Here is a 25,397-nt window from a genome sequence, read left to right on the forward strand (position 1 = left end):
GAAGCTGGGGGGACTTCACCGCCCTAGGCCTTCCGACGGAGGGGGGCGTATTCCACCGGAAGGTAGACAGGGGAAGCAAACGTTGCGCTGCTCCCCCGAAGGGCGCCGTCGGCGGGGGCGACTGATGCCGGCGACACCCTTCATCTCGGAGGCCTCCTGAGGCCGAGCCCTTGGTTAGCCCTTCGTTAGCCCTTGGCGATGGGCACGGCGACGAAGCGCGACTGGCCGCCGCTCTTCACCCGCATCAGGACGCTGTTCTTGTTGTCGGTCCGCGCCGTGTTGATGGCGTCGCGGACTTCGCCGGCGGTGCTCACGCTCTTGCCGCCGACTTCGAGAATCACGTCACCTTCCTTGAAGCCGCGTTCGGCAGCCGCGCTCTTCGGATCGACTTCGGTGATCACGACGCCTTCCTTGCCGGCGCCGGCCACGGAATCGGCGGGCGCGACGGTCATGCCGAGCTTGGGCACGTCGGTGCCGCGGCTCGCGCCCTTGCCGCTGTCCTTGTCGATGTCGGCCTTGGCCTCGATCGTGTTCGGCAGCTGGCCGAGGGTGAGGTTCACGACCTTGTCCTGGCCCTTGTGCAGCACGTTGAGCTTCACGGTCGCGCCGGGCGCCAGGCCGCCAATGGTACGGGCGAGCTCGCGTGCGTCCTTGACCGGTTCACCGTTGACCGACGTGATCACGTCACCGGACTCGATGCCGGCCTTGGCCGCCGGACCATTCGCCTGCGGCTCTGCAACCAGCGCACCTTCAGCCTTCTTCATGCCGAGGCTGTCGGCGATGTCGGATGTCACCGGCTGGATCTGCACGCCGATCCAGCCGCGGCTGACCGAGCCCTTGTCCTTGAGCTGCGCCACCACGCTCTTCACGGTGCTTGCGGGAATCGAGAACGCGATGCCGACGCTGCCGCCGGAAGGCGAGTAGATCGCGGTGTTGACGCCCATCACCTCACCGTTGGTGTCGAAAGCGGGACCGCCGGAATTGCCCTTGTTCACGGGCGCGTCGATCTGGATGAAATCGTCATAGGGGCCGTTGCCGATGTCGCGGCCGCTGGCCGAAACGATGCCGGCAGTCACGGTGCCGCCGAGGCCGAACGGGTTGCCGACCGCGAGCACCCAGTCGCCGATCCGCGGCTTGCCGTCGGCAAGCTTCGCGAACGGGAAGTTCGAGCTGCCCTCGACCTTGATCAGGGCGAGGTCGGTGCGCTGGTCGGTGCCGATCACCTTGGCGGTGTAGGTCTTGCCGTCGTCGGTGGTGACTTCGACCTTGTCGGCGCCGTCGACCACGTGGTTGTTGGTCACGGCAAAGCCATCAGCCGAGATGAAGAAGCCGGAGCCCTGGCCCTGCACGACGCGGCCACGACCGCCACCACCCTTCAGGCCCGGCATGCCATCCGGACCGCCGAAACGGCGGAAGAACCGCTCCATCGGCGAGCCCGGCTGGAACGGCGACTGCGCGTCATCGCCGTCATCGTTGCTCGCGGTCTTCTCCTTCATGTTGACCTTTACCGAGATCACCGACGGTTTCACGCGCTCGACGATGTCGGCGAAACCAATTGGGCGTTCGACCTTGCGGACCTCGTTGTTGACCTGTGCATGCGCCGGGCTCGAGAACAGGTCGGCCGGCGAGGTCGACGTGCCGAAGCCGTAGACGGCGGCGCCGAGGCCGGCGACGACCGAGGCCATCAGCGCGATCTTGCGGGCCGAGAAAACGGGCCGGCGGGGCTGCCGGTAGGACGGAAGGTTCGAGAGGTCGGAACGGTCGGTCATGCAGAGATCTCCAGGGCCTTGAAATCCATTTGGCGCCTGACGGCGGCACCTTACGGACCTGAAGATGGGGGCTGCCGCCTTACCGTGCGCTGGCGGCGGGGTTAAACTTTTGTAATGCACCGGACATGCGGATGCGGCAGTTTATCGCGGCCAAAACTAGTGAACCTGCAGGAACTTAACCAAGTTCCAGGAACCCCCGCGCAGTGCCGGCTTGATGCGCGCAGCAACGTAGCTAGCTGGATTTGGCTTCATCCGCCATCAATGCGGCGAGCCGCGCTTCCTCGTCGGGCGTGAGCGGCGGAGCCGGTAGGTCTGCACCATTTCGCGCGCGCCGGCGGATTTGCAGCCATAGCGCCAGGCCACCGCCAATCAGCAGCAGCGGCGCGAGCAGCCACAGCAGCACGTTCTGGCGCTCGAAGCGCGGCTTGAGCAGCACGAACTCGCCGTAGCGCGCGACCAGGAAATCGAGCACTTGCGAATTGCTGTCGCCGGCCGCGATGCGCTCGCGCACCAGGAGCCGCAAATCGCGCGCCAGTGGCGCATCGGAATCGTCGATCGACTGGTTCTGGCAGACCATGCAGCGCAGCTCGCGCGACAAGTCGCGTGCGCGCGACTCCTTCACCGGGTCCGACATGATCTCGTCGGGCTGCACGGCATGCGCCGCAGGCAAGGCCAGCAGCATCAGCGCGACGAACGCGACCATCATTCGGCGCATCAGATCACTCCGCCGGCTGCAGGCGCTGCTTGGCCCGCGCCGGTTTTGGCGCACCCACCCGCAGGCGCCGGTCCGACAGCGACAGCACGCCGCCGAATGCCATCAGCACTGGCCCCCACCAGATCAGCAGCACCAGCGGCTTGTGATAGATGCGCACGGCAATGGCGCCCTCGGCAGTGGCGTCGCCGAGCGAAATGTAGAGCTGGCTGGCGCCGCGCGTCAGCAGCGCGGCCTCGGTGGTCGACGAGCCGCGGGTCGTGAAGCTACGCTTGGACGGCGTCATCACGCTGAGCGTCTCGCCGTCCTGGCTGACATTGAATTCGGCGATCATCTCGCGGAAGTTCGGGCCTTGGCGCTGAAACAAACCATCGAGCTTGACGTCGTAACCGGCAACATGGGCGACGTCGTTCTGTTTCATGGTCGCGATATATTCGCTGTTCCAGGTGGTCTCACAGACGATCCCGATCAGCGCGATGCCGAGGCCGGCATGCGCAAACGCGGAGCCCCAGGCCGAGCGCGGCAGGCCGCGGGCCCGGTGCAGCGCCGTTGCGAACGGTAGCCGCACGAGGCCGGTGCGCTCGACGATGTCAGTGACGGCACCGGCGATCACGAAGATGCCAAGCCCGATCGCGAGCGGCGCCAGCGCGCTGCCACCGCGCGCCCAGCCCCAGACCATAGCGGCGACGACAAGCCCGGCAACGCCAGCCGCCAGCAGGCGTTGCGTCACGCCGAGCAGATCGCCGCGCTTCCATGCCAGTAACGGCCCGAACGGCACGGCGAGCAGCAGCAGCGTGAACAGCGGAGCGAAGGTGAGGTTGTAGAACGGCGCGCCGACCGACATCTTGAAATCGGCCAGCATTTCCATCGCCAACGGATAGAGTGTGCCGAACAGCACCACCGCGCAGGCGACCGTGAGCAGCAAATTGTTCAGCACCAGCGCACCCTCGCGCGAGATCGGCGCAAACAGACCGCCCTGCTTCAATGACGTCGCGCGCCCCGCGAACAGCGACAGGCTGCCGCCGATGAACAGGCAGAGAATCAGGAGAATGAACACGCCGCGGGTTGGATCGGTCGCGAAGGCATGCACCGAGGTGATGACCCCCGAGCGCACCAGGAAGGTGCCGAGCAGCGATAGCGAGAAAGTCAGGATCGACAAGAGGATGGTCCAGACCTTCAGCGCATTGCGCTTCTCCATCACCAGCGCCGAATGCAGCAGCGCGGTGCCGGCAAGCCACGGCATCAGCGAAGCGTTCTCGACCGGGTCCCAGAACCACCAGCCGCCCCAACCCAGTTCGTAATAGGCCCAGTACGAGCCCATGGCGATACCGAGCGTCAGGAAGATCCAGGCGACCAGCGTCCACGGCCGCACCCAGCGCGCCCAGGCGGCGTCGATCCGCCCCTCCAGCAGCGCCGCGATCGCGAAGGAGAACGAGATCGAGAAGCCGACATAGCCGAGATAGAGCATTGGCGGATGCACGGCGAGACCGATGTCCTGAAGCACCGGATTGAGATCGCGTCCCTCGATCGGCGGGTTGGCGATGCGCAGGAACGGGTTGGAGGTCACCAGGATGAAGAGATAGAAGGCGCTGGCGATCCACGCCTGTACGGCCAGCACATGCGCGCGCAGCGACAGCGGCAGATTGTTGCCGAAGGCCGCGACCAATCCGCCGAACAGCGCGAGGATCGACACCCACAACAGCATCGAGCCTTCATGGTTTCCCCACACGCCGGTGATCTTGTAGAGCAGCGGCTTCATGGAGTGGGAATTCTCGTAGACGTTGACGACCGAGAAATCCGAAGCTACGTGCAGCATCACAAGCGCGATGAACGACGCACCGACGAACAGGAGCTGCGCCAGCGCAGTGGAGCGCGCCACATTCATCAGTGCATCATCGCGCAGCCGCGCACCGATCAGGGGCACGATGGACTGGATCAGTGCCAGTCCGAGCGCCAGCACCAGCGCGTAATGTCCTGACTCCGCGATCACCGAACTGCTCCCTGCGGATTGCCCTGCGCGGTCGTGGCCGCGGGCTTGACGCCGTCGGAAGCTTTGGCGCCGTAATCATCCTTCCAGTGCCCCTGCTTCTTCAGGGCATCGGCGACGTCCTTTGGCATGTAGGTCTCGTCGTGCTTGGCGAGCACGGTGTCGGCCTTGAACACGCCGTCAGCATCGAGCGCGCCTTCGGCGACGACGCCCTGCCCCTCGCGGAACAGATCGGGCAAAATGCCCTTGAAGGCGACCGGAAGCTTTGCGCCGCCGTCGGCGACCTCGAAGGTCACAGCGAGATTGTCGCCGCGCTGGAGCGAGCCGGGCTGCACCAGGCCGCCGAGGCGAAACCGCTTGCCGGGCGCAACGTGCTTCTCGGCGACCATGGTCGGCGTCGAAAAGAACACGATGGAGTCGCGCAGCGCGTTGAGCACCAGCGCGGCCGCGAGGGCGAGCACGGCGAGCGAGCCGCCGATGATGGTCATACGTCGCTGCTTGCGCGTCATGGCGTATCCATTCCCTGCCCGTCTCGTCCTGACATCATCATCCGTCGAGCCCGAGCGTCTTGAGGCCTTCATCGAGCTGGCGCAGCCGCGCTGCATCGTTGGCAACCGCCTGGCGGGCATCGGTCGATGCCCCCACTGCCTTGTCGCGATCACCCATGACGAGATAGGCGCGCACCAGGCGCAGCCAACCCTCGACGTCGTCGCCGTTCTGCTTGAGGCGCGTGGCGAGCCGTTCGACCATGCCGCGAACCATCGCGTTGCGATCGACCTCTTTCATGTCCTTGGAAGCTGCGAGGGTCTCATCCGACAGCGCCGGCATCGTCGCGCCACCGCCACCGACCCGCGCGAGCGAGGTCTGCACCAGAGGCCGCCACGGCGCATCCGCCGGCGCTTTCGCCAGCAGCGCGCGCCAGATATTGGCGGCATCGTCTTTGCGGCCGTCCTGCTCGGCGGCGAGACCGAGAAAATAGTTCGCCTTGGGGTCGTCGGCGCTGAGCGCGCGCGCGCGCTCGAACTCGGTCTTGGCCTCGGCGGTCACGACGCCGCCGGCGGCGGCCGAGATCGCTTCGCCGAGATCGGACCGGCGCTCCGCGCTCTCGCCATTGTAGGTGAGCGAGTTGCGATAGGCGCGCACGGCGTCGTCGAACCGACCCAGCCGCTCCAGCACGGGCGCGATCACGTTCCAGCCGCGCCCGTCGGTCGGATTCTTTTCCAGATGTTGCTCGACCTGTACGACCAGATTCTCGAGCGACTGCGCCATGCCGGACCCGGATCCGCGCTCCCGCTGCGCCAGTGGAAAGTCCTGAAGCCTGGGCGAGCCGAGCGGCACATAGACACCAATCGCAACCAGCGGCAGGCCGGCAAGCGCCAGCACGGCCGCCGCGCGGCGCCATTTGAGGCTGGATTTCGGTGCCGTTGCGGGCTCGCTGCCGGCCGCGGCAAGCAGCCTGCGGCTGACCTCGACGCGCGCGGCCTCGGCTTCGGGCGCGGCGATCAGCCCTGCGGCAAGATCACGCTCGATCTCGGCGAGTTGGTCCTTGTAGACCGCGACCTCGCTGCCCTGATTTTGCGCGCGTCCGCTACGGCCGAGCGGCAAAAGCACGGCGAAGATCGCCGCGACCGTCATCAGCGCGAACACGAACCATAGCATCATCTGGCAAGCTTCCGGCAGCGCGCAAGCCGCGCCCACAGGTCGCTTTACACCACGGCCGGACGATGCGGCAATTGACAATTGTCAATTCGGCGCGACCGCGCACAGTCCCGAAATGGTGAAAATCCAACGGCTTAGCCGATCTCGAAGTCCGCGCTTTGAGCGGCGTCCTCGCCATGTCCGTTGAAGGCCTTCAGGAAATATGTTCCCGGCTCGATAGCGTCGGGCAATCTGATGCGCAACGCCCCGACGGGAACGGGTGATGCAACCCTGGTGACGGTCTCAGGAAGCTGCCGACCGCTTGCCTTCTCGACCAGCACCACCTTCGCGCCGACCATCAGCCTTTGATATTTGGCAACAACGACGCGATTCTCGATTTCGATGGAACTGATAACGGATTTCATGCGCCCACAGATAGAAATATAAAAAACCTGCACGGCGACCGTAGGGCCAGCCACCGACACCGTCAACCTGAAATTGTGACTACTGAAATATGCGCCTGGATCAGCTAGCGCGCGACGATTTGCGCTCGCCCGTGGCCGCGTTCTCCGCGGCGCGGCTCATCAGCGAGGCATAATCATCGCCGAACAGCACCTGGCAGAAGCGGATCGCGGCCTGCACCTGCTGCTGCCGATAGGTGCGGACCTTGTGATCGGCGCCGCGCAGCGACTGCACCAGCTGCTCAGTCGAACGCTCGACATATTGCTGGAGGTCGGAATAGGTGCGCAGTGTCACCTCGTTGATCGCAAGCTCGCTCGCATAATTGCGGCAGGTGGCGACGAAATCGATCAGCGCGACGGTTTCCTCGACCTCGGTGCTGTCGATCCGCGCGCCCGGCGGAATGTCCTTCTCGGCGCGCTGGCGCAGGATGCGGCGGACGCGGCCGGGAACACTGTCGATCTCGGATTGCAGCGCGTTAGAGATGTCGGCCCGGATCGAGGTCAACTGCTTGCCCCAGGCAGAATCGTTGCGCAGGTCGAGTTCGGTACGCAGGCCTCGCACGCCGTCGTGCAGCGTCTTGAGATTGGCGGCGACATTGTCGAAATGGCCGCGCTTGATGTCCATGCGCAGGATGGCGGCCACGCAGGACAGATCATGCAGCGCGATCGTGACGGCGACGCCATAGGGCGTTGCCGCAACACGGATCTCGTCGTCGGATGCGGCAATCTTGATGGCGAGGCGGATGATCTGCCACGGCGCGGTCATCCGCTGCACGACGATGGAGAGCGCGAAGGGCAGCATCTGCGGGGTCTGGAGGACGGGAATGTTGAGCGCTGCAGTCACCGATGCGATCTGGGCATCGCCGAAGGCGCGCAAAGAGCGCGGCAGCTTCTCGTTCAAGGTGGCAATGGCGTCGCGGACCGCGAGCACCGCCCCGGTCGAACAGAGGTCCTCAATCACGTTGGGCGGACCAACGCGGGCGAGCGCACGCGACTTGTCACCCCCGCCCGGCCCCGTCAGCTCGAAGATGGCATCCGCAGCGACCGCCTGGAGCTTCGAGGCCAGCGCTTCGACCTGCCCTGCGCTGTCGGCCGGCGTGCGCGCCAGCGCCGCCTCGAGTTCCTTCAGCTTATCCGGAGCACCGTCGCGGCCGAGCCATTGCCAGATCGGAGCCAGCGAGGAGCGGCGGACCTGCCCGACCCGGATCGGGGCGCCTGCTTCGACCAGGAAGGGTTCCAGCACCTGGAACAGCAGCCGCGACAGATCGTCCGTACGCGGCGGTGCGGCCTCGTCGGCTTCCGTCTTGCGGACAATCTTGCGCAGCTGGTCGAGCACGAGGGTTGCCACGGCCGTGTCCTGGCCGCGCTCGAGCGCACGCTCGAACTCTCGCATCAGCAGCGCCTGCGCCTGCGGCGGGAGCTGCGCGAGATAGTCCCTCAGCCGCTCGATCGATGTCTGGCTCATGCGCCCGGGTAATGAACGGTAAAATGGCGGACGTGGGATCCGTCCTGCTCGATCATAGGTGGGGCCACTTAAGAAGCCGTTTAGGAAGTCCCTCCGAATACCCCTGGTTTCGTCCGGATCGGTGTGCAGCAGGCCAAATAGTCGCGTCGGAACAAGGGATTATATTCCGGGGAGGACCAGCTCCGCCCGCAGGCCCCCCATCGGTGCGCGCCCGAGGGAGAGGCTGCCGCCATAGAGCGCAGCGAGCTCGGTCACGATCGACAGTCCCAGCCCCGATCCGGGCTTGGACTCGTCGAGCCGCTGGCCGCGCCGTGAGACCTGGGTGCGCTCGGCCTCCGACAGGCCGCGGCCGTCATCGTCGACGATGATATGCAGCCGCGGGCCGATGCTCGCCTGCTGCGGCGCTTCCGCCAGAACTTCGATGAAGACCCGCGACGCCGCCCATTTGCAGGCGTTGTCGACGAGGTTGCCGACCATCTCCTCCAGATCCTGCCGCTCGCCACGAAATTTCGCCGACGGATCGGCCTCGGCCTCGACCACGATGCCGCGGCCGCGGTGGATCTTCTCCATGGTCCGCCGCAGTGCCTCGATGGCCGGTGCCACCTCCGTCACCGTCGCAACGACCGAGACCCGCGCCGCGATGCGCGCGCGCTCGAGATGATGGGCGACCTGGTCGCGCATCACGTCGGCCTGCTCCATCACCTTGGCCGCGAACGGATCGGTGGCATGCGCGCCGGCCTCGTTCACGATGACCGAGAGCGGCGTCTTGATGGCGTGGGCGAGATTGCCGACATGGGTGCGCGCGCGCTCCACGATCTCGCGATTGGCGTCGATCAGCGCGTTGGTCTCGCGCGCCAGCGGTGCGATCTCGACCGGGAACTCGCCCTCGAGCCGCTCCGCCCGCCCGGACCGGATGTCGGCGATGGATTCGGAGATGCGCTTGAGCGGCGCGAGACCGAAGCGGACCTGAAACACGGTGGTCAGCAGCAACACGATACCGAGCGCGGTGAAGGTGCCGCCGAGGTAGTAATCGAAACTGCGCGTCTCGTCGAAAATCTCGGTGTCGTCACCGGCGACACTGACGAGAAATTTGCCGTCCGCGCCGAGATCGACCGGCCGCTCCACCATGCGCAGGTTCTGTCCCTCTGGACCGTCGACATAAGCGATCCGGATGCCCGCGGCTGTGAGCTCGGTGCCCTGCTCTTCCAGCTTTGGCAGCTTCTTGTCCCAGAGCGAGCGCGAGGAGCGCACCTCCGGCTTTTCGGTGTCGGTCCGCGTGATCTGCCAGTACCAGCCGGACAACGGCAATTCGAACAAGGGCTCGCCGAGCGACTGGAACTGGCGGTCCGGCGGCTCGTCGGGGGTGGCGACCTCGGCGATCAGCGTGCGGAGATAGAGATTGAGCCGGCGGTCGAAGGCGCGCTCGGTGGCGTTCTTGTAGACCGACGACAGCACCACGCCGGTGATGGCCAGGATCACCACGAGCCACGCGGTCGCCGACAGAAACAGGCGGTTCGCAAGCGAGCTGGCGGGCATCGGAATGATCCCGGAGGCGCGGGGTGGCATGGCGTCGGAACTCATGACCCGAACAAGGCCCCTGCTGCGCCGCCCGTCAAGCCAAGATACGTCTAGACGAGATAGTTCGAGACACCGCGCTTCAAGCGCCGGGGGCCGGCGGGGTCAGGAGATAGCCGAGGCCACGGACAGTCTGGATGATGTCGACGTCGAGCTTCTTGCGGATGCGGCCGACGAAGACCTCGATCGTGTTGGAGTCGCGGTCGAAGTCCTGGTCGTAGAGATGCTCGACCAGCTCGGTACGGGACACGACGCGCCCCGAATGGTGCATCAAGTAGGCCAGAAGCCGATATTCGTGCGACGTCATCTTGATGGGATTACCCGACACGCTGACCCGGCCGGTCCTGGTGTCGAGCGTGACGGGGCCGCAGGTCAGCTCGCTCTGGGCGTGGCCGGTGGAGCGGCGCAGCAGCGCGCGGATCCGCGCCAGCACCTCCTCCAGGTGGAACGGCTTTGCGACATAGTCGTCGGCACCGGCATCGAAGCCCTGGACCTTGTCGCTCCAGCGGTCGCGCGCGGTGAGGATCAGGACCGGCATGGTGCGGCCGTTGCGCCGCCAGGCCTCCAGCACCGAGATGCCGTCCTTCTTCGGCAGGCCGATGTCGAGCACCACGGCATCGTAGGGCTCGTTGTCACCGAGAAAATGCCCCTCCTCCCCGTCGAAGGCGCGATCGACGACATAGCCGGCGTCGGTCAGCGCCTTGGTAAGCTGGCGATTGAGATCGGGGTCGTCCTCAACGACGAGCAGGCGCACGCTTCTCTCCAGAATTAGGCCGCATGAACACCTGCACAGATGAGCAATTCCGGCGTGAACTGAATATGAACACCGGGGAACCGGCCGCGTTACTTTTTGGTCATATCCGACCAGTTCGCAGTCAACGCACTGCGCCCGCCATGCCACCGGACGAACCGACGGCATGGCGGGCGCAATGTGCCGCGTTACGCGGCGAGTCGGAAGGTGCAAACCGTCCGGTCGATCTGCCGATCAGGTCCGGAAGAACACGAACCAGATGACCGCGAGGATCAGGATCGCGAGCCCGGTTGATATGGCGAGCAGCGCCGCCACCGACGGCCCAGGCTCGCCCTGGCGCGCCTCCGTCGGAGTTTCCACGATCTGACGTTGGTCTCGCGTGGTTGCCATGGTGACCTCAATTTCTGGCCGTCGCATCGGATGGCCGCGACTCCTCGCGGCGAATGTCCAGTGGCAACGCATGATCGGATATGATGTTCCGGTTTTTGCAGCCGGATCGGGCTGCAACCGCGCGCCGGGCGGCCGATTAACGCAGTTGCAAGATTCAGCGATCCGCCTTGCTATGATTCGGTGTTCCCCGATGGTATCTTCGTCTTCTGTCCCCGTTGCGTTTGGAGTAGCCCATGGCCCCCCGCGCCAATTGGAAGGGTTTTCTGCGTTTGTCGCTCGTGACCTGCCCGGTCGCGCTCTATCCGGCCACTTCGGATACCGAGAAAGTCTCGTTCAACCAGATAAACCGCAAGACCGGCCACCGGATCAAGTACCTCAAGGTCGACGCCGAGACCGGTGACGAGGTGACTTCGGAGGACATCGTCAAGGGCTACAAGGTCGACACCGACACCTATATCGAGGTCACCAAGGACGAGCTCGACGACATCGCGCTGGAGTCCACCCACACGATCGAGATCGACGAGTTCGTACCGAAGACCGACATCGACAGCCGCTATCTGATCCGCCCCTACTATCTCGTGCCCGACGGCAAGGTCGGCCACGACGCATTTGCGGTGATCCGCGAGACGATCCGGAGCATGGACAAGGTCGCGATCGGCCGCGTGGTGCTGACCAACCGCGAGCACATCATCGCGCTGGAGCCGCTCGGGAGCGGCCTGATGGGGACGCTGCTGCGCTACCCCTACGAGGTGCGCGGCGAGAAGGACTATTTCGACGACATCCAGGACGTGAAGCTGACCAAGGACATGCTCGACCTTGCAAAGCACATCGTCGAGAAGAAGTCCGGCGCGTTCGAGCCTGAGCTGTTCGAGGACCATTACGAGACCGCACTGATCGACCTCATCAACAAGAAGCGCAGCGGCGCGCCCATCGCAGCAAAGGCCGCGCCCAAGACCAGCGGCAACGTTATCAACCTCATGGACGCGCTGAAGAAGAGCATCGCGAACGAGAAGGACGCAGGCCCCGCGGCGAAGGTGGCCAAGGACGTGACCAAGGACGCCGTCAAGGGCAAGAAGCCGAAGAAGCGCGTCGAAGGCCAGCGTGAGATGCTGCTGCCGATCACCGGCAAGGGCGGCAAGGACACTGCTGCGAAAGCCGCTCCCAAAAAGGCGGACAAGCCGGTGCGCGCGCCGGCCCGGGCGAAGAAGGCCGGCTAGCGGCATCGCACAGCGCCGACGCCGTGATGCTGCCCCTCGTCGATCGGCCGACCTGACATGCCCTGGTCGACCGCGTTCGACGAACCCATCTCGTTACGTGGCGGGCGCAAGCTGCGGACGCTGCAAGAAGCTGCCGATCACATCATGCGACTGCCCGAGGATACGCAGGATGCGAGCCACTGGCAGACCGCGATCGAAACCCTGATCAACGCGGCCGAGACCGGCGGCGGCTGGATGATGTTCGCCCGCATCGCGGTGTTGCGGGCGCTGAATGCGGACGGTCGGCGCGAGTGAGCCGGGCGCCCGCTCGAGAACAGGCTCAACAATCCGTTAAGTCAAGCCGCGCTTTCAGCGTCTGCCTGCGGCCGGAGGGCACGTAATCCTACGGAAGACAAAATTAACCGACGCTTCCCGCTCAGCGCAGCATCGTCGCCCCTCGATTGAACTCGGGGTTGCAGGCTCGTGAAGCAGCAGGACGCCAGAAAGAATTACATCGGCATCGTCAACGACGCGGCCGAGGAAGAAAGCCTGGCCGGCAGCTCCGCGCGAGCGCAGCCGTCCGTGGTCAGCTATCTGGTCGGACGTCTGGCGATAGTGCTGAAACGCTCCAGCAAGGCCGCACCGGAACGCCAGATCTCGTCCTGAGACGGGATGACGACATCGCCAAATGCGTCCGAATTGGGTGACGAAACCTTAAGTCAATCGATGTCACCATATCAAACGGCAGGTGAGGACCATCCGCCCTGCGTTTTGGCGCGCTCACGAAAACTTAGTGAATCAATTTACCATTCCGAAAACGGCACCAGCCTAGGTTGGACGGATGAACAGGAGTTGACGATGACTTTGCTCAAGTCATTTCTTGCCGACGAAAATGGTGCCACCGCCATCGAGTATTGTCTGATCGCCACCGGCATCGCGTTCGCGATCATCACGGCCGTGAACAACACGGGCAGCGCACTCCTGAGCAGCAAATTCAACTCGATCAGCGCGGCGATGAAGTAGCTGGCATAGCCGGCGCGCCGCAATCGCATCAGCACGAATCCGCGTGCAGCGCGCCGGATGATAGGCTCCTCCTTCCGATGCGGCGGCGACCCCAGTTTGATTTTCGCGAAGTTCACATTATTGGCGTTGTGTCGCGCGGTTGCGCCGTCGTAGAGCGTAAGCTCAAACTCTAGCGGCCCTATGACATGATTCCTTCCGACAAGCCGACCTCGACAATCTGGGCTCGTTTTGGCTCGAACCGATCGACCCCGATCAGCGTCCTTGCTGTCCTGGCGGCCCTGTCGTTTCTTCCGGTGCTGCTGACCCCTATCCCCGCGATGGTCGACTATCCCAATCATCTCGCCCGGATGTACATTCTGAGCCAGAACGGCACTCCCAATGCCAATCCGTATTACGAAGTGGCCTGGGCATTCTATCCCAACCTTGGAATGGATCTGCTGGTCCCGCGAATGGCGCGGCTGATCAACGTCGAGAACGCCACGCGCCTGTTTCTGCTCCTGAGCCAATTGCTGATCGTCGGAGGCGCGCTTTTGCTCGAATGGGCCCGGAAGGGACGGGTCCATCTCGCCGGCTTTGCGGCGCTCGCTTTCCTTTACTGTCTGCCGTTCAGCTGGGGCTTCGTGAATTTCGAGTTCGGACTGGGCCTCGCTCTTTGCGGCATCGCCGTCTATCTGATGCTCGCGGAGCGCCCATGGCCACTGCGTTTCGTCGTCAACATGGTCTTCGTCGCTGCGCTGTTTGCGGCGCATTTCTTCTCCCTCGGCGTCTATGGCGCGACGCTCGGCGTCTACGAGCTCTCGCGCATCCGCCATGGGCGAAGGTCGTACGGGGTCGCCGCCGCGCGGCTCGGCGCGTTGGCCATACCGGCGCTTGCCCTCTTTGGGATCATGCGCATGACCGCGGGATCGATCGGAAGCGAAGGAACGAGCTGGTTCATCGGATTCAAGCCGATCTGGCCGTTGCGCATCATGAACGGTTACAATCTGACGATCGCAGCGGCGACGGGGCTTACGCTGATGGTCTCGCTGTTCTTCGCCGCAAGACGCGGCGTCCTCAAGCTCGAAACAGCCGGGACCTGGCTCGCGATCGGCTTCGCGCTGCTCTACGTCGTCATTCCCTCGAAGCTGTTCGGAACCTCGTTCGTCGACCTGCGCGTCATTCCCGCTGCGGCTCTGATCCTGCCGGCCTTCTGCTCGCTGACGCTGCCCAGCCGGGCGTGGAGAATGGCAGCGCTCGCCGCGATCAGTGGCGTCATACTGATCAATCTCGCCGTCGTGCTCACGGTGTGGCTGCCTTACCGCACCGACTATGCGGCCATCGTCGAGTCGTTCCACAAGATCGATCGCGGCTCGCGCATCCTCGTCGCCAGCACGGACGACAATGGAGACCCGCCCTTCGCCGACCTCACCTCATATCCGATGTACTATGCACCTACGCTGGCCGTGCACTATGCCAACGCGTTCGTGCCCAATCTATTCACGGAAGCGGGCAAGCAGCCCGTGCGGCCACGCGAGGACGTGCGCCGTCTTGCCATTCCCTACGGGGGGCCGGTGCCGCTGGGCGTGCTTACCGCGATTGCGGCAAGCCGGCCGCCGGCAGGCGTTCCGCCGTTCGTCCGCACCTGGCATCAGGACTTCGACTATCTCTATGTCCTCGGGCCGCGAGCCGCAAACCCGCTGCCGGATCTGCTGGAAGCGCTGGACACCTCTGAGCGATTTGTTCTCTACAAGATCCGCCGCAAGTCCTAGACCGCAAGTCCGAGGCCGAAGCCGCGCTGCCCAGCGTGGTTAATCGGGCATCACCATCTGCACCCGCCTTTTGGAAGCCACTGCGGTGCCCCATATCCTTAATGGTTGTGGCAAGGCGACCTTAACCACCGCCGGCATAGACTTCCGCTCCTGCAACGAGTTGGACTCTCTCGCATGGCGGCCAATTTCCAGTCGATCCGCTACAGCCTCGTCATCCCCGTGTTCAACGAGGAAGCCGTGCTGCCGGTGCTGCTGCGCAGGCTCGACCTGGTCTTGTCCCGGCTCGACGGGCCGGCAGAGGCGATCTTCGTTGACGACGGCAGCAGCGATTCCAGTTCGATCGTGCTACAGGCGCTCGCCACGCGCGACCCGCGCTTTCGCTATATCGGCCTGTCGCGAAATTTCGGGCATCAGATCGCCATCACCGCCGGCATGGACGCCGCGCAAGGTGAAGCGATCATCGTCATGGATGCCGATTTGCAGGATCCGCCCGAAGTGATCGAGCAATTGATCGCAAAATGGCAGGAAGGCAACGACATCGTCCACGCCCGCCGCCTGTCGCGCGACGGCGAAAGCCGATTCAAGCGCGCGACCGCGCATCTGTTCTACCGGCTTCTCGGCAGGATGTCCTCGGTCGGCATCCCCGCCGACGTCGGCGACTTCCGCCTGATCGATCGCAAGGTGCTCGACGCGCTTCGGCAGATGCCGGAGCAGGACCGCTTCGTACGCGGCATGATCGCCTGGCTCGGCTTCCGGCAGGCGGAGGTCACCTTCCACCGCCTCGAGCGAGCAGCGGGCGAGACCAAATATCCGCTGTTCAAGATGCTGCGGCTCGCGATGAACGCCGCGCTCGGCTTTTCCGATCTGCCCTTGCGCCTGGCAATCTGGTGCGGATTGACGGTCTCAGGTCTGGCACTGCTCTATGGCGGCTGGGTGATCCTGTTGTGGCTCAGCAACGATAGTCATCTCGTGACCGGCTGGTCCTCGACGATGGTCGTCGTGTCCCTGCTGTGTGGAATGAACATGCTGATGACGGGTATCGTGGGGCTTTACGTCGGCCGCATCCATGCCGAGGTGAAACGTCGACCGCTCTACGTGGTGCAGACCCGCGCTGGCTTCGACCGCAACGAGGCGGCAGCCGCACCCGCGATCCACGCCGTCAACGAGTGACACAGCGCATGACCGAGCTCTTCGACGGCTATCACGACAACTACCGTGACGTGGTCCAATCCTCGATCGACTTCTCCGGCTTGCCGCATCATTTCTTCATGCGCGCCAAGGCCGATCTGCTGGGCAACCTGATCGCGCAGCGGCTCGACACGGAGAGGCCCGACATGCTGGACGTCGGCTGCGGCGTAGGCAGCCTTCATCCACTGCTGCACGGCATAGTCGGCCGCTTGAGCGGCATCGACGTCTCGTCGGCCAGCCTGGCGCAGGCGCGCGCTGACAACGGCAGGGTCGACTACCGTGAGTTCGACGGCCGCACCTTTCCTTTCGACGATGCCAGCTTCGATCTGGTCACGGCCGTCTGCGTGATGCACCATCTCGTGCCAACGGAATGGGCGCAATTCATCGCGGAGATGCGGCGCGTGACGCGCCCCGGTGGACTCGTCTGCGTCATCGAGCACAATCCGTACAACCCGCTGACCCGTCTTGCCGTCGCGCGTTGTGAGTTCGACCGGGACGCCGTCTTGCTCGGGGCCGGCACAACCCGAAAATTGATGGCTGCCGGCGGCTTGCGCGAGATCGGTGCGCGCCATTTCCTGCTGCTGCCCTGGGACACCAAGCCGTCGCGGCGTCTCGAAGCGACCCTGAGCGGCGTGCCGCTTGGCGGCCAATACGCCGCCTACGGGACCGCTTGATCTATCTTTGCGGCATATCTCGCCGCTTGTGCACGACCGCCACGTCGTCGCTGTAGACGCGCTGCCATTGGGGCAGCCGGTCCAGCATCGCTATAGCCGGCGTCCCCGGCGCGAGCAACGTCGCGCCGATGCTGTATTCGTCGAGCAATCTGAGAAAGTCGCCGAGATCGACGAGCGCCAGGGCGCGATTGTAGCGGTTGATGAACGCTCCCCCGTACAGTTCACCGCGACCGTCGATAAAGGTGGGAATGCCGGCAAAGATCAAATAGCCACCGAAGGTATAATCGTTGAGCACGTGCCCCGCTGCGGCGAGGTTGGCTTCAGCGATGGCAGCCTGAGGGGTGATGGCCGGAGCCGGCCGTATATCACGGGCCAGCGTCGCCCCGCTCACCGCAATCAACACACCGAGGGCGGCCAGGTTCAGGCGGCGCGACGAGCCGGCCGCATCTTTCCCAATCGGTCCGCCGAACTTCCGCCCCAGCGGAGCCGCCAGATAGAGCGGCGCCAGCATGGCCAGCAGATCCGCATTGCGGATCTGGGCCAGCGCGAAATGCAGCAAGCCGATCACGACCAAGGCCCGCACGACCGGCAGCGTCACGCCACGCGAGAGCGCGAAGATGCCGGCCAGCAGCACCAACTCGAAGAAACCTATGTGGCTGAAATCCTGCGGCCGCCATTCCGCGATCCACCTGAGCGCCGGGCCGAGGCCGAGTGTGGTCAGCGGCATCAGCAGCGGTTCCGGCCCGTAGGGCGTCAGGCAGGAGGCCGCGACCGCGAGCGCGGTGAACGGTAGCCATCGCAGGAATACGCGTGGCCATTCGCTGCGCTTCTCGCGCAGCAGCGCCTCGAGCCCCGCAGGCCCGATCAGTCCAAGTGCCAACACCACACTGCCGTGCAGATTGGCCCACACGACCAGCAGCGGAAGGGCCCAGTACGGCGGAGGCCCTTCACGATCCATGCAGCGTACCAGGGCAGCCGCCCAGGTCACCATCAGCGGCAGCACCAGCACATGTGGCCGCGCCAGCATATGCGGCGCCAACAGGATGACGGCCGCGATCACCATGAGCAATGTCTGGGTCGGCGAAAGCTCGCGCAGCAGGAAGAACGTGAACAGGCCAAAGGCGAGCGCTATCGCCGCGGCGGCGACGACGAGGACGCCCTGCCAGCCGGCAAGCGCGTAGGCTCCGGCGTAGATGACCTCCGAGAGCCATTCGAAGGTGATCCAGGGGGCGCCGTGCCTCGAAAAAGAAAATGGGTCGGTCGCCGGCAGCGTGCCGTGCGCAATGATCCAGCGCCCGACCTCGATGTGGGAATAGCTGTCGGGATCATTGAGCAGCCGCGGTCCAAGGATCAGCAGCAGGCCATAGACGCCAAGGCTCACCAGCCCGGGAAGCGCCGCACGCGCCGAAAACGGTTGAACCTCGCTGTGGACGACCTGGTCACTCATGGCGAGCGCAAGTTAGGGCGCAAGCGTTAAATTCCTCTTTGACTTGACAGGGCCTGGCTTGGTGCGCGGCGGGCCGGTCACGCTTTGTGAACTATATTCCCGGTAGCGAAATCCGGGCTGCGGCGCTTTGACGACCATGCGGGTCCTGATACGCTTCACACTGTCAATCGACGAACCACGGCGGCTTGAAGGATGCGGATGAGAAGCGTGATGCTCTTGGCTTTCAGCCTCATCTTTGTTGGCGTCTGGTCGCAGGACAGCGCGAGAGGGCAGACTTCGGCCGCGCCGCCGGTTTCGCTTTCTCCGCCCAATGCATCGCCGCCGCATGCGGGCGCCAAAACTTCCAGACCTCCGCCGGCAGCATCCATCAGAGAAGCTTCGCCGCCGGTGATCGGCGGGCTTCCATCGGCGCCGAACCCAGCTGCCGACTACGATGGCTTCAGCGTAGGTATCGGCGACGGCAACGACACCTCGAGCCAGGTAGTCCCGCCTGTGAGGTCACGCAATGCGAAGGGCTCCAGGGCCGATCCGGGTGCGAAAGGCGCCGCTGAGCAATTGATCGATCAAGAAGACGAGTCGCTGAAACGCAAGCTGATGATCTGCCAAAGCTGCAAGTAGCGGTCGTAGTCCGGATGGAGCGCAGCGAAATTCGTCACTGGTCTATCCGGTGGAACGGCCCCGGATTGCGCTGCGCTCCATCCGGGCTACGGCAGCTCGCTGCATAGCTGACCTACCGCGACTCTCATCGTCCGCGCTTTACCCTCCCCGGATTTCCTGATCCTCTCTCCCCTAATCGGCCGGAGCAACCGGCCTACGCCAGGGAGAGAGACGCCATGAAGCTCGGCACCGCGATTGCGGAAATCATGAAGCGCGAGGGGATCGGGATCCTCTGCGGCTATCCGGTCAACCATCTGATCGAGCATGCGGCCAAGGCCGATATCCGGCCGGTGATGGTGCGGCAGGAGCGCGTCGGCATCCACATGGCGGATGCGATCTCGCGGGTGACATCGGGACGCTCGATCGGCGCGTTCTGCATGCAGCATGGCCCCGGTGCGGAGAATGCGATGGGCGGCGTTGCGCAATGCTACGGCGAATCCGTTCCCGTACTGGTACTGCCAATGGGCTATCAGCGCAGGCTTGCGCATATCGAGCCGAACTTCAATTCCAGCGAGGCGATGAAGGCGTTTTCGAAATCGTCGGAGCCGATCATCCTGGCCGCGGAAGTCGCCAACATTTTTCGCCGCGCCTTTACCAAGCTGAAGAACGGCCGCGGCGGCCCTGTGATCGTCGAGATCCCTGCGGACATGTGGAACGAGGAGGTGCCGGAGCCGCTGAACTACACGCCTGTGCTGCGCACCCGCTACGGCGCGGATCCCATTCATATGAAGGAGGCGGCCGACCTGCTCGTCAACGCCAAGCGCGCGGCGATCTATGCCGGCCAGGGCGTGCATTACGCCCAGGCGTGGCCACAACTGAAGCGGCTGGCCGAACGGCTCGCCATTCCCGTCACGACCAGCCTTGGGGGCAAATCGTCCTTCCCGGAAACGCATCCGCTCTCGCTCGGCTCCGGCGGCCTTGCGGTGCCGCGCGCCGTGCCGAAGTTTCTGGCTGAGGCCGACCTCATTTTCGGCATCGGCTGCTCCTTCACTGAAACAAGCTTCGGCATCGCGATGCCCAAAGACAAAACCATCATCCACTCCACACTCGATCCGAACCATCTCAACAAGGACGTGGAAGCCAGGATTGGCCTCGTCGGCGATGCCGGGCTTGTGCTCGACGCGCTGCTGGAGGAGATCGGCAAGACCGTCAGCGCGGATCGCGACGCGTCGGCGGTGGCAGCCGAGATCGCGGCTTCGCACAAGGAGTGGCTGGCGAAATGGATGCCGAAGCTCACCAGCAATGATGCGCCCTTGAGCCCCTATCGCGTGCTGTGGGACCTGCAACATACCGTCGACATCCGCAACACCATCATCACCCACGATGCCGGCAGCCCCCGCGACCAGCTTTCGCCGTTCTGGAAGTCGGTCGAGCCCCTCACCTATCTCGGCTGGGGCAAGACGACGCAACTCGGCTACGGCCTTGGGCTGGCCATGGGCGCAAAGCTCGCAAAGCCTGACAAGCTCTGCATCAATGTCTGGGGCGACGCCGCGATCGGCTTCACCGGCATGGATTTCGAGACCGCGGTGCGCGAGCGCATCCCGATCATGTCGATCCTGCTGAACAATTTTTCAATGGCGATCGAATTGAAGGTGATGCCGGTCTCGACCGAGAAATATCGCTCGACCGACATTTCCGGAGACTACGCCGCGATGGCGCGCGCCTTCGGCGGCTATGGAGAGCGGGTGACGAGACCTGAGGACATCACCCCCGCGATCAGGCGCGGCATCCAGAAGACGCAGGAAGGCGTTCCCGTGCTGCTGGAGTTCATCACCAGCAAGGAGACCGAGGTGTCGCGGCCGGGCACGTGAAGCGGGCCGGATTCCGGCAGCAAAACTCGCTGTCGCGGAGGCTGGCTCCGGCCGCAGGAGATGTGATAATCCGCCTCGGTGCCGCGCTTGTCGCGGCATCAAGCCGGATTGCGAATGACCGCCCCTTCCAACGACATCGCGGAATTTAAACGCCTGTTGCAGGCGGCCACAGCCGAGAACGCGCAGCTTCGCAGCGAGCTCGCGATTGCGCGCGATCGTCAGAACGCCAGCGCCGGGATTCTGCGCACCATCGCGGCCTCTCCGTCCGATGCCCGGCCGGTCTTCGAGGCGATCGCGTCCAGCTCCCGGCGCTTGCTCGGCGGCTTCTCCGCCACCGTGCTTCAGTTCATCGAGGACGAGCTCCACCTCGTGGCGTTTACACCAACGAGCCCCGAGGCGGACGAAGGGCTCAAGGCGTCGTTCCCGCGCAAGATTGCCGACTTTCCGACCTTTGCGCTGGTGCGTGGCGGCGAGACGATCCAGTTTCCCGATAGCGAAGCCGCGGAGGTCCCGGAGCTGAATCGGAACCTTGCGCGGCTGCGCGGCTTCCGCAGCGTGCTGTTCATGCCCCTGATGAATCGGGCGACGCCAGTCGGCATGATCAGCGTCACGCGCGCCGAGCCCGGCGCGTTCGCAGCCGACCACGTCCAGCTGCTCCAGACCTTCGCCGATCAGGCAGTGATCGCGATCGAGAATGCGCGCCTGTTCAACGAAACACGCGAGACGCTGGAGCGTCAGACCGCCACCGCCGACATTCTGAAAGTGATGGCCGCCTCGCCATCCGACGTACAGCCGGTGTTCGACGCCATCGCGGCCAATGCCAACCGGCTGATCGGCGGCTTCTCCACCGCGGTGCTGCGCTACATTGGGGGCGCGGCGCACCTTGCGGCGTTCACGCCGACCGATCCGGCCGGCGATCGCGTGCTGCAGGCCTCGTTCCCGGTGCCATTCGCGCAGTTCCCGCCCTACCGGCTCGTGGCCAATGGTGTGGCGGCGCAATTGCCCGACACCGAAGTCGAACCCGCAGCCCGCGACATCGCGCGCGCCCGGGGCTACCGCAGCATGCTGTTCGCGCCCTTGATGAGCGACGGCGCGGCGATCGGCGTCATCATCGCCACGCGGCGCGCGACCGGCGCGTTCGGCGAGCATCACGTGCGGCTGTTGCAGACCTTCGCTGACCAGGCCGTGATTGCGATCAAGAATGTCAGCCTGTTCAACACCACGAGGGAAGCGCTGGAACGGCAGACCGCGACCGCCGACATCCTCAAGGTGATCGCGGCCTCGCCCGCGGATGTGACGCCGGTGTTCCAGGCGATCTCCGACAGCGCCAAGTCCCTGGTCGGCGGACATTCCTCCACCGTCACGCGCGTCATCGACGACCTGCTGCACCTGGCCGCCTTCAGCACCGACAACGAAGCCGGCAATGAAGAGCTGCTCAATTCGTTCCCGGTGCCGCTGTCGGCATCCGGCATTCACAGCCGGGTGGCAAGAAGCGGAGAGTTCGCATTCCGCAGCGACATGCAGACCGAGCCCGACCTCACGGACGCCATGAGAGAGCTGGCGCGGACGCGAGGCTATCGCAGCATCCTCGTGATCCCGATGCTACGCGACGGCGTCGCGATCGGCACCATCGGCGTGACGCGGCCGGAGGCCGGTCCTTTCCCGGACAAGGCGATCGCCCTGCTCAAGACCTTTGCAGACCAGGCCGTGATCGCCATCGAGAACTCGCGCCTGTTCAACGAGGTGCAGGACCGCACCCGGGACCTCGCCAAATCCCTCGACGATTTGCGCGCTGCCCAGGACCGGCTGGTCCAGACCGAGAAGCTGGCTTCGCTCGGCCAGCTCACCGCCGGCATCGCGCACGAGATCAAGAACCCGCTCAACTTCGTCAACAATTTTGCATCGCTCTCCGCCGAGCTGACGGACGAGCTGAACGAGGCGCTCGCGCCTGTCCCGCTTGCGGACGACGTCCGCAGCGAGGTCGACGAGCTGACCGGACTGTTGAAGGACAATCTCGCGAAAATCGTGCAGCATGGCAGGCGCGCCGACTCCATCGTCAAGAACATGCTGCTGCATTCCCGCGAGGGCGGCGGCGAGCATCGGCTGAGCGACATCAACGCGCTGGTCGAGGAGAGCCTCAACCTCGCCTATCACGGCGCCCGCGCCGAGAAGCCGCAGTTCGACGTGACGCTGAAGCGCGAGCTTGATCCGGCTGCCGGGCAAGCGGAAGTGTTTCCGCAGGAGATCACCCGGGTGCTGCTGAACCTGATCTCGAATGGCTTCCACGCGGTCGCCAAGCGCAAGTCGGATGACGGCGCCGCCGATTACGAGCCGGTGGTGATCGCCGCGACACGCGACCGGGGCGACAGCATCGAGATCCGCATCCGCGACAATGGCACCGGCATTCCGCACGAGGTGAAGGAAAAGATGTTCGATCCGTTCTTCACCACCAAGCCGGCCGGCGAAGGCACCGGCCTCGGATTGTCGATGAGCCACGATATCGTGGTGAAGCAGCACGGCGGCACAATCGACGTCGCGACGGAGCCCGGCGCGTTCACCGAGTTCACGATTCGATTGCCGCGAAGCAGCAGCTTTCCGGACGGACGCCGCGGCTAGCGGTTCTTATTCCGCCATCTCGACGGGTTGCGTCGTGGACGGACCGGCCAGCGGCCGCTCCTCCATCATGATCAGGCAGAGCGCGGCGCCAGCCATCAGCGCGGTGGCGGCGCCGAAGACGTAGCGGAACGCATGCCGCATGTCGTCCGCGGGAATCGCATTGACGGCGCCGTGATGCTCGCCGGCGAGCGGAACGTCGGCACCGAGTGCGATGAGCAGGATGGCCGCGAACGCCGCAACCGTGAACGAGGACATAAGCGAGCGGAAGAAGTTCAACGCGCCCGTGATGGTGCCGACCTGCGGACGGGCGACCGAATTCTGCACCGAGACGACGCAGACCGGAAAGGTGGTGCCGAGGCCAAGCGCAAACGCAGCCATCAGCGTCAGCAGCGCCCAGAGCGGCAACGTCGTCAACGTGAGGCCGAGGCTGCACAGCGCTGCCCAGGACGTTCCTACGATGGCGACCCGCTTGTAGTGCTTGGCCCGCGCCATGGTGCGACCGGCGATGGCCGCGCCGCAGGTCGAGACCGCCGCGAGCGGAATCAGCGCGAGGCCCGCTTCGCTGGCGCTGAGGTGATAGACCGCCTCGTAATAGAGCGGCAGCTGCACCGTGAGGCCCGTGATCGCACCGAGCGCGCAACCGCCGGCCGTCAGCCCGAACGGCACAACCGATCCTCCGAGCAGCGGCAGCGGCAGGAACGGCTCTTCCGCCCGGCGCGCGTGCCACACGAAGGTGACCGCGAGCGCTACAGCGCCGCCCACCATCGCAAGCACGGTGGGCGAGAGCCACGGGAAGCGCGTGCCCCCCCAGGTCAGCACCAGCATGAAGACGACGGCAGAGGCCATCAGCAGCACGCCGCCGAGCCAGTCGACCTTGCGCTTGCGGTGGAACACCGGAATCTTCTTCATCCTGGGCAGCAGCAACGCGATCGCCGCCGCCGCGAGCGGCACATTGATCCAGAAGATCATCGACCAGTGCAGATGCTCGGCGAACACGCCGCCGATGACCGGGCCGAGAATGCCGCCGACCATCCAGACGCTGGAGAAATAGGCTTGATACTGGCCGCGCTCGCGTGGGCTCACGACGTCGGAGATCACGGTCTGCACCACCGGCATGATGCCCCCGCCACCCAGTCCCTGGAGACCGCGTGCAAGAATCAGCATCGGCAGGTTCGGAGCGATCGCGCACAGCACCGAGCCCGCGACGAACAGGCTGAGCGAGATGATGATCATCACACGGCGCCCGTAGATGTCGCTGAGCGTGCCGAAAACCGGCGCGACCGCGGTCGAGGCGAGCAGATAGGCGGTGATGACCCAGGAGAGATTGGAGACGTCGTGGAACTGGCGTCCGATGGTCGGCAGCGCGGTGGCAACGATGGTCTGGTCCAGTGCGGCCAGGAACATCGTCAACATCAGGCTGATGACGATGGTGCGGACCTCGTCCTGCGACAGCGGCGCCGGCGGCGCGAGCGAAGGAGCGTCATCGACGCTCAGGACCTCGCTCGGAAGGCGCGACAATTCCTCGGCGATGTCGTCGGGCAATGTCTGGGTGTCGGCAGAACTGCTCTGCCGCTCGAACTTGTTCATCTCGACCGGAAGCCATGAGGCGGCGCAACACCGCGAAGGATTCGTTCTATGCAGTCAATGTAGACAGCAAAGTTCTTCTCAGGCAGGCACCGCGGCGCATGGGAGCATCCCACCCCACGGCCATCGCGAGGACGTGATCTACCTGGTGCGGCGGATCAGTCCTTCGGACGTCGCTTCAGGCGCGCCCGTTTTGGCAGCTGCGCCGGCCACTGCACGATGTGGTTCTCGAGCTCATCGTCCGGAATCTCGACCTCGCTGCCTTCGACCCGTCCGCGTACGGAGACGCCCGCGTCATGCACGGTGTCGGGATCGCCTGACACCAGGGGATGCCACCAATAGAGGTCGCGGCCTTCCGCAACAAGCTTGTAGCCGCAGCTCGGCGGCAGCCAGTTCAGGGTGCGGACATTGGCCGGGGTCAGGCGGACGCAGTCCGGAACCTTGTCGGAACGATTCGCGTAGTCCTTGCAGCCGCAGGTCACCCCATCGAGCAGCTTGCAGCCGACATGCGTGAAATAGATGTCGCCGGTGCCATCTTCCTCGAGCTTGTTCAGGCAGCAGCGGCCGCAGCCGTCGCACAGGCTCTCCCATTCGGGCCCCGACATTTCTTCCAACGTCTTGGTTTTCCAGAAGAATCCTTCCTGGCCTGAAGGTCGTTTGGGAGCTGCGGTCATGCGCCTCAACAAAAGTTCGAAAGAGCTACGG

Annotated in this window: 23 protein-coding genes; 10 read left to right on the forward strand and 13 right to left on the reverse strand. The window is 64.7% G+C overall.

Annotated elements, in window-relative coordinates:
• Positions 1-185: 185 nt before the first annotated feature.
• The 10 genes from RX329_RS29495 to RX329_RS29540 all read right to left on the reverse strand — a co-directional run bounded on the left by RX329_RS29495 (position 186) and on the right by RX329_RS29540 (position 10,748).
• On the reverse strand, positions 186-1,769 hold the full coding sequence (locus tag RX329_RS29495; RefSeq protein ID WP_317244742.1) for a Do family serine endopeptidase: 1,584 nt from the start codon (positions 1,767-1,769) through the stop codon (positions 186-188).
• 232 nt (positions 1,770-2,001) lie between these two features.
• Entirely contained in the window at positions 2,002-2,484 is a 483-nt protein-coding gene (locus tag RX329_RS29500; RefSeq protein WP_317244743.1) for a cytochrome c-type biogenesis protein, read from the reverse strand.
• A gap of 4 nt (positions 2,485-2,488) precedes the next feature.
• Positions 2,489-4,471 (reverse strand): heme lyase CcmF/NrfE family subunit, encoded by a 1,983-nt coding sequence (locus tag RX329_RS29505; protein ID WP_085362394.1) that lies wholly within the window; start codon positions 4,469-4,471, stop codon positions 2,489-2,491.
• Positions 4,468-4,977: a cytochrome c maturation protein CcmE gene (gene ccmE, locus RX329_RS29510; protein ID WP_026233609.1), complete on the reverse strand. Its 510-nt coding sequence runs from the start codon at positions 4,975-4,977 to the stop codon at positions 4,468-4,470. Before ccmE ends, RX329_RS29505 begins: the two co-directional genes overlap by 4 nt.
• Before the next feature lie 37 nt (positions 4,978-5,014).
• Positions 5,015-6,130, reverse strand: coding sequence for a c-type cytochrome biogenesis protein CcmI (gene ccmI / locus RX329_RS29515; RefSeq protein ID WP_085362454.1), 1,116 nt, complete (start codon positions 6,128-6,130; stop codon positions 5,015-5,017).
• A 131-nt stretch (positions 6,131-6,261) separates the two neighbouring features.
• Positions 6,262-6,531 carry a hypothetical protein gene (locus RX329_RS29520; protein WP_007593394.1) on the reverse strand — a complete coding sequence of 90 codons (270 nt, stop codon included), beginning with the start codon at positions 6,529-6,531 and terminating at the stop codon, positions 6,262-6,264.
• Between the two features lie 100 nt (positions 6,532-6,631).
• The gene (locus RX329_RS29525; RefSeq protein ID WP_085362393.1) at positions 6,632-8,032 is read right to left on the reverse strand and encodes a hypothetical protein; all 1,401 of its coding nucleotides are present in this window, start codon (positions 8,030-8,032) and stop codon (positions 6,632-6,634) included.
• Between the two features lie 159 nt (positions 8,033-8,191).
• On the reverse strand, positions 8,192-9,568 hold the full coding sequence (locus RX329_RS29530; protein ID WP_085362392.1) for a sensor histidine kinase: 1,377 nt from the start codon (positions 9,566-9,568) through the stop codon (positions 8,192-8,194).
• Between the two features lie 121 nt (positions 9,569-9,689).
• Positions 9,690-10,361 carry a response regulator transcription factor gene (locus RX329_RS29535; RefSeq protein WP_018458554.1) on the reverse strand — a complete coding sequence of 224 codons (672 nt, stop codon included), beginning with the start codon at positions 10,359-10,361 and terminating at the stop codon, positions 9,690-9,692.
• Between the two features lie 231 nt (positions 10,362-10,592).
• Positions 10,593-10,748, reverse strand: a complete 156-nt coding sequence (locus tag RX329_RS29540; protein ID WP_007593402.1) for a hypothetical protein — start codon at positions 10,746-10,748, stop codon at positions 10,593-10,595.
• A gap of 233 nt (positions 10,749-10,981) precedes the next feature.
• Between RX329_RS29540 and RX329_RS29545 the strand changes: the two genes are divergently transcribed.
• The 7 genes from RX329_RS29545 (at position 10,982) to RX329_RS29575 (ending at position 16,577) form a co-directional block, all read left to right on the forward strand.
• Entirely contained in the window at positions 10,982-11,965 is a 984-nt protein-coding gene (locus tag RX329_RS29545; RefSeq protein WP_018458552.1) for a Ku protein, read from the forward strand.
• 57 nt (positions 11,966-12,022) lie between these two features.
• Positions 12,023-12,259 (forward strand): hypothetical protein, encoded by a 237-nt coding sequence (locus tag RX329_RS29550; RefSeq protein ID WP_018458551.1) that lies wholly within the window; start codon positions 12,023-12,025, stop codon positions 12,257-12,259.
• 168 nt (positions 12,260-12,427) lie between these two features.
• Complete coding sequence (locus RX329_RS29555) at positions 12,428-12,610, forward strand: hypothetical protein (protein ID WP_018458550.1); 183 nt, start codon at positions 12,428-12,430, stop codon at positions 12,608-12,610.
• Between the two features lie 192 nt (positions 12,611-12,802).
• Positions 12,803-12,967, forward strand: a complete 165-nt coding sequence (locus RX329_RS29560) for a Flp family type IVb pilin (protein ID WP_018458549.1) — start codon at positions 12,803-12,805, stop codon at positions 12,965-12,967.
• Positions 12,968-13,152: 185 nt separating this feature from the next.
• Positions 13,153-14,715, forward strand: a complete 1,563-nt coding sequence (locus RX329_RS29565; protein WP_085362391.1) for a hypothetical protein — start codon at positions 13,153-13,155, stop codon at positions 14,713-14,715.
• Between the two features lie 174 nt (positions 14,716-14,889).
• A complete protein-coding gene (locus RX329_RS29570) occupies positions 14,890-15,885 on the forward strand; it encodes a glycosyltransferase family 2 protein (protein WP_085352302.1) in 996 nt (331 codons plus the stop codon).
• A gap of 8 nt (positions 15,886-15,893) precedes the next feature.
• Positions 15,894-16,577, forward strand: a complete 684-nt coding sequence (locus RX329_RS29575; RefSeq protein ID WP_085385858.1) for a class I SAM-dependent methyltransferase — start codon at positions 15,894-15,896, stop codon at positions 16,575-16,577.
• 1 nt (position 16,578) lies between these two features.
• Here RX329_RS29575 and RX329_RS29580 read toward each other — a convergent pair whose 3' ends face one another.
• On the reverse strand, positions 16,579-18,024 hold the full coding sequence (locus tag RX329_RS29580; protein ID WP_085385859.1) for a hypothetical protein: 1,446 nt from the start codon (positions 18,022-18,024) through the stop codon (positions 16,579-16,581).
• Positions 18,025-18,222: 198 nt separating this feature from the next.
• Between RX329_RS29580 and RX329_RS29585 the strand changes: the two genes are divergently transcribed.
• The 3 genes from RX329_RS29585 (at position 18,223) to RX329_RS29595 (ending at position 23,108) form a co-directional block, all read left to right on the forward strand.
• On the forward strand, positions 18,223-18,642 hold the full coding sequence (locus RX329_RS29585) for a hypothetical protein (RefSeq protein WP_085362453.1): 420 nt from the start codon (positions 18,223-18,225) through the stop codon (positions 18,640-18,642).
• A gap of 215 nt (positions 18,643-18,857) precedes the next feature.
• Positions 18,858-20,492: a thiamine pyrophosphate-requiring protein gene (locus RX329_RS29590; protein ID WP_018458542.1), complete on the forward strand. Its 1,635-nt coding sequence runs from the start codon at positions 18,858-18,860 to the stop codon at positions 20,490-20,492.
• Between the two features lie 114 nt (positions 20,493-20,606).
• Positions 20,607-23,108, forward strand: a complete 2,502-nt coding sequence (locus RX329_RS29595; RefSeq protein ID WP_085362388.1) for a GAF domain-containing protein — start codon at positions 20,607-20,609, stop codon at positions 23,106-23,108.
• A gap of 6 nt (positions 23,109-23,114) precedes the next feature.
• On the opposite strand, the gene RX329_RS29600 is transcribed toward RX329_RS29595, so the two are convergent.
• Positions 23,115-24,695, reverse strand: coding sequence for an MDR family MFS transporter (locus RX329_RS29600; protein ID WP_085362387.1), 1,581 nt, complete (start codon positions 24,693-24,695; stop codon positions 23,115-23,117).
• Positions 24,696-24,850: 155 nt separating this feature from the next.
• On the reverse strand, positions 24,851-25,366 hold the full coding sequence (locus tag RX329_RS29605; protein ID WP_026233606.1) for a YcgN family cysteine cluster protein: 516 nt from the start codon (positions 25,364-25,366) through the stop codon (positions 24,851-24,853).
• Positions 25,367-25,397: the final 31 nt, after the last annotated feature.

This window comes from Bradyrhizobium sp. BWC-3-1 (assembly GCF_032917965.1).
Classification (GTDB): Bacteria; Pseudomonadota; Alphaproteobacteria; order Rhizobiales; family Xanthobacteraceae; genus Bradyrhizobium; species Bradyrhizobium canariense_D.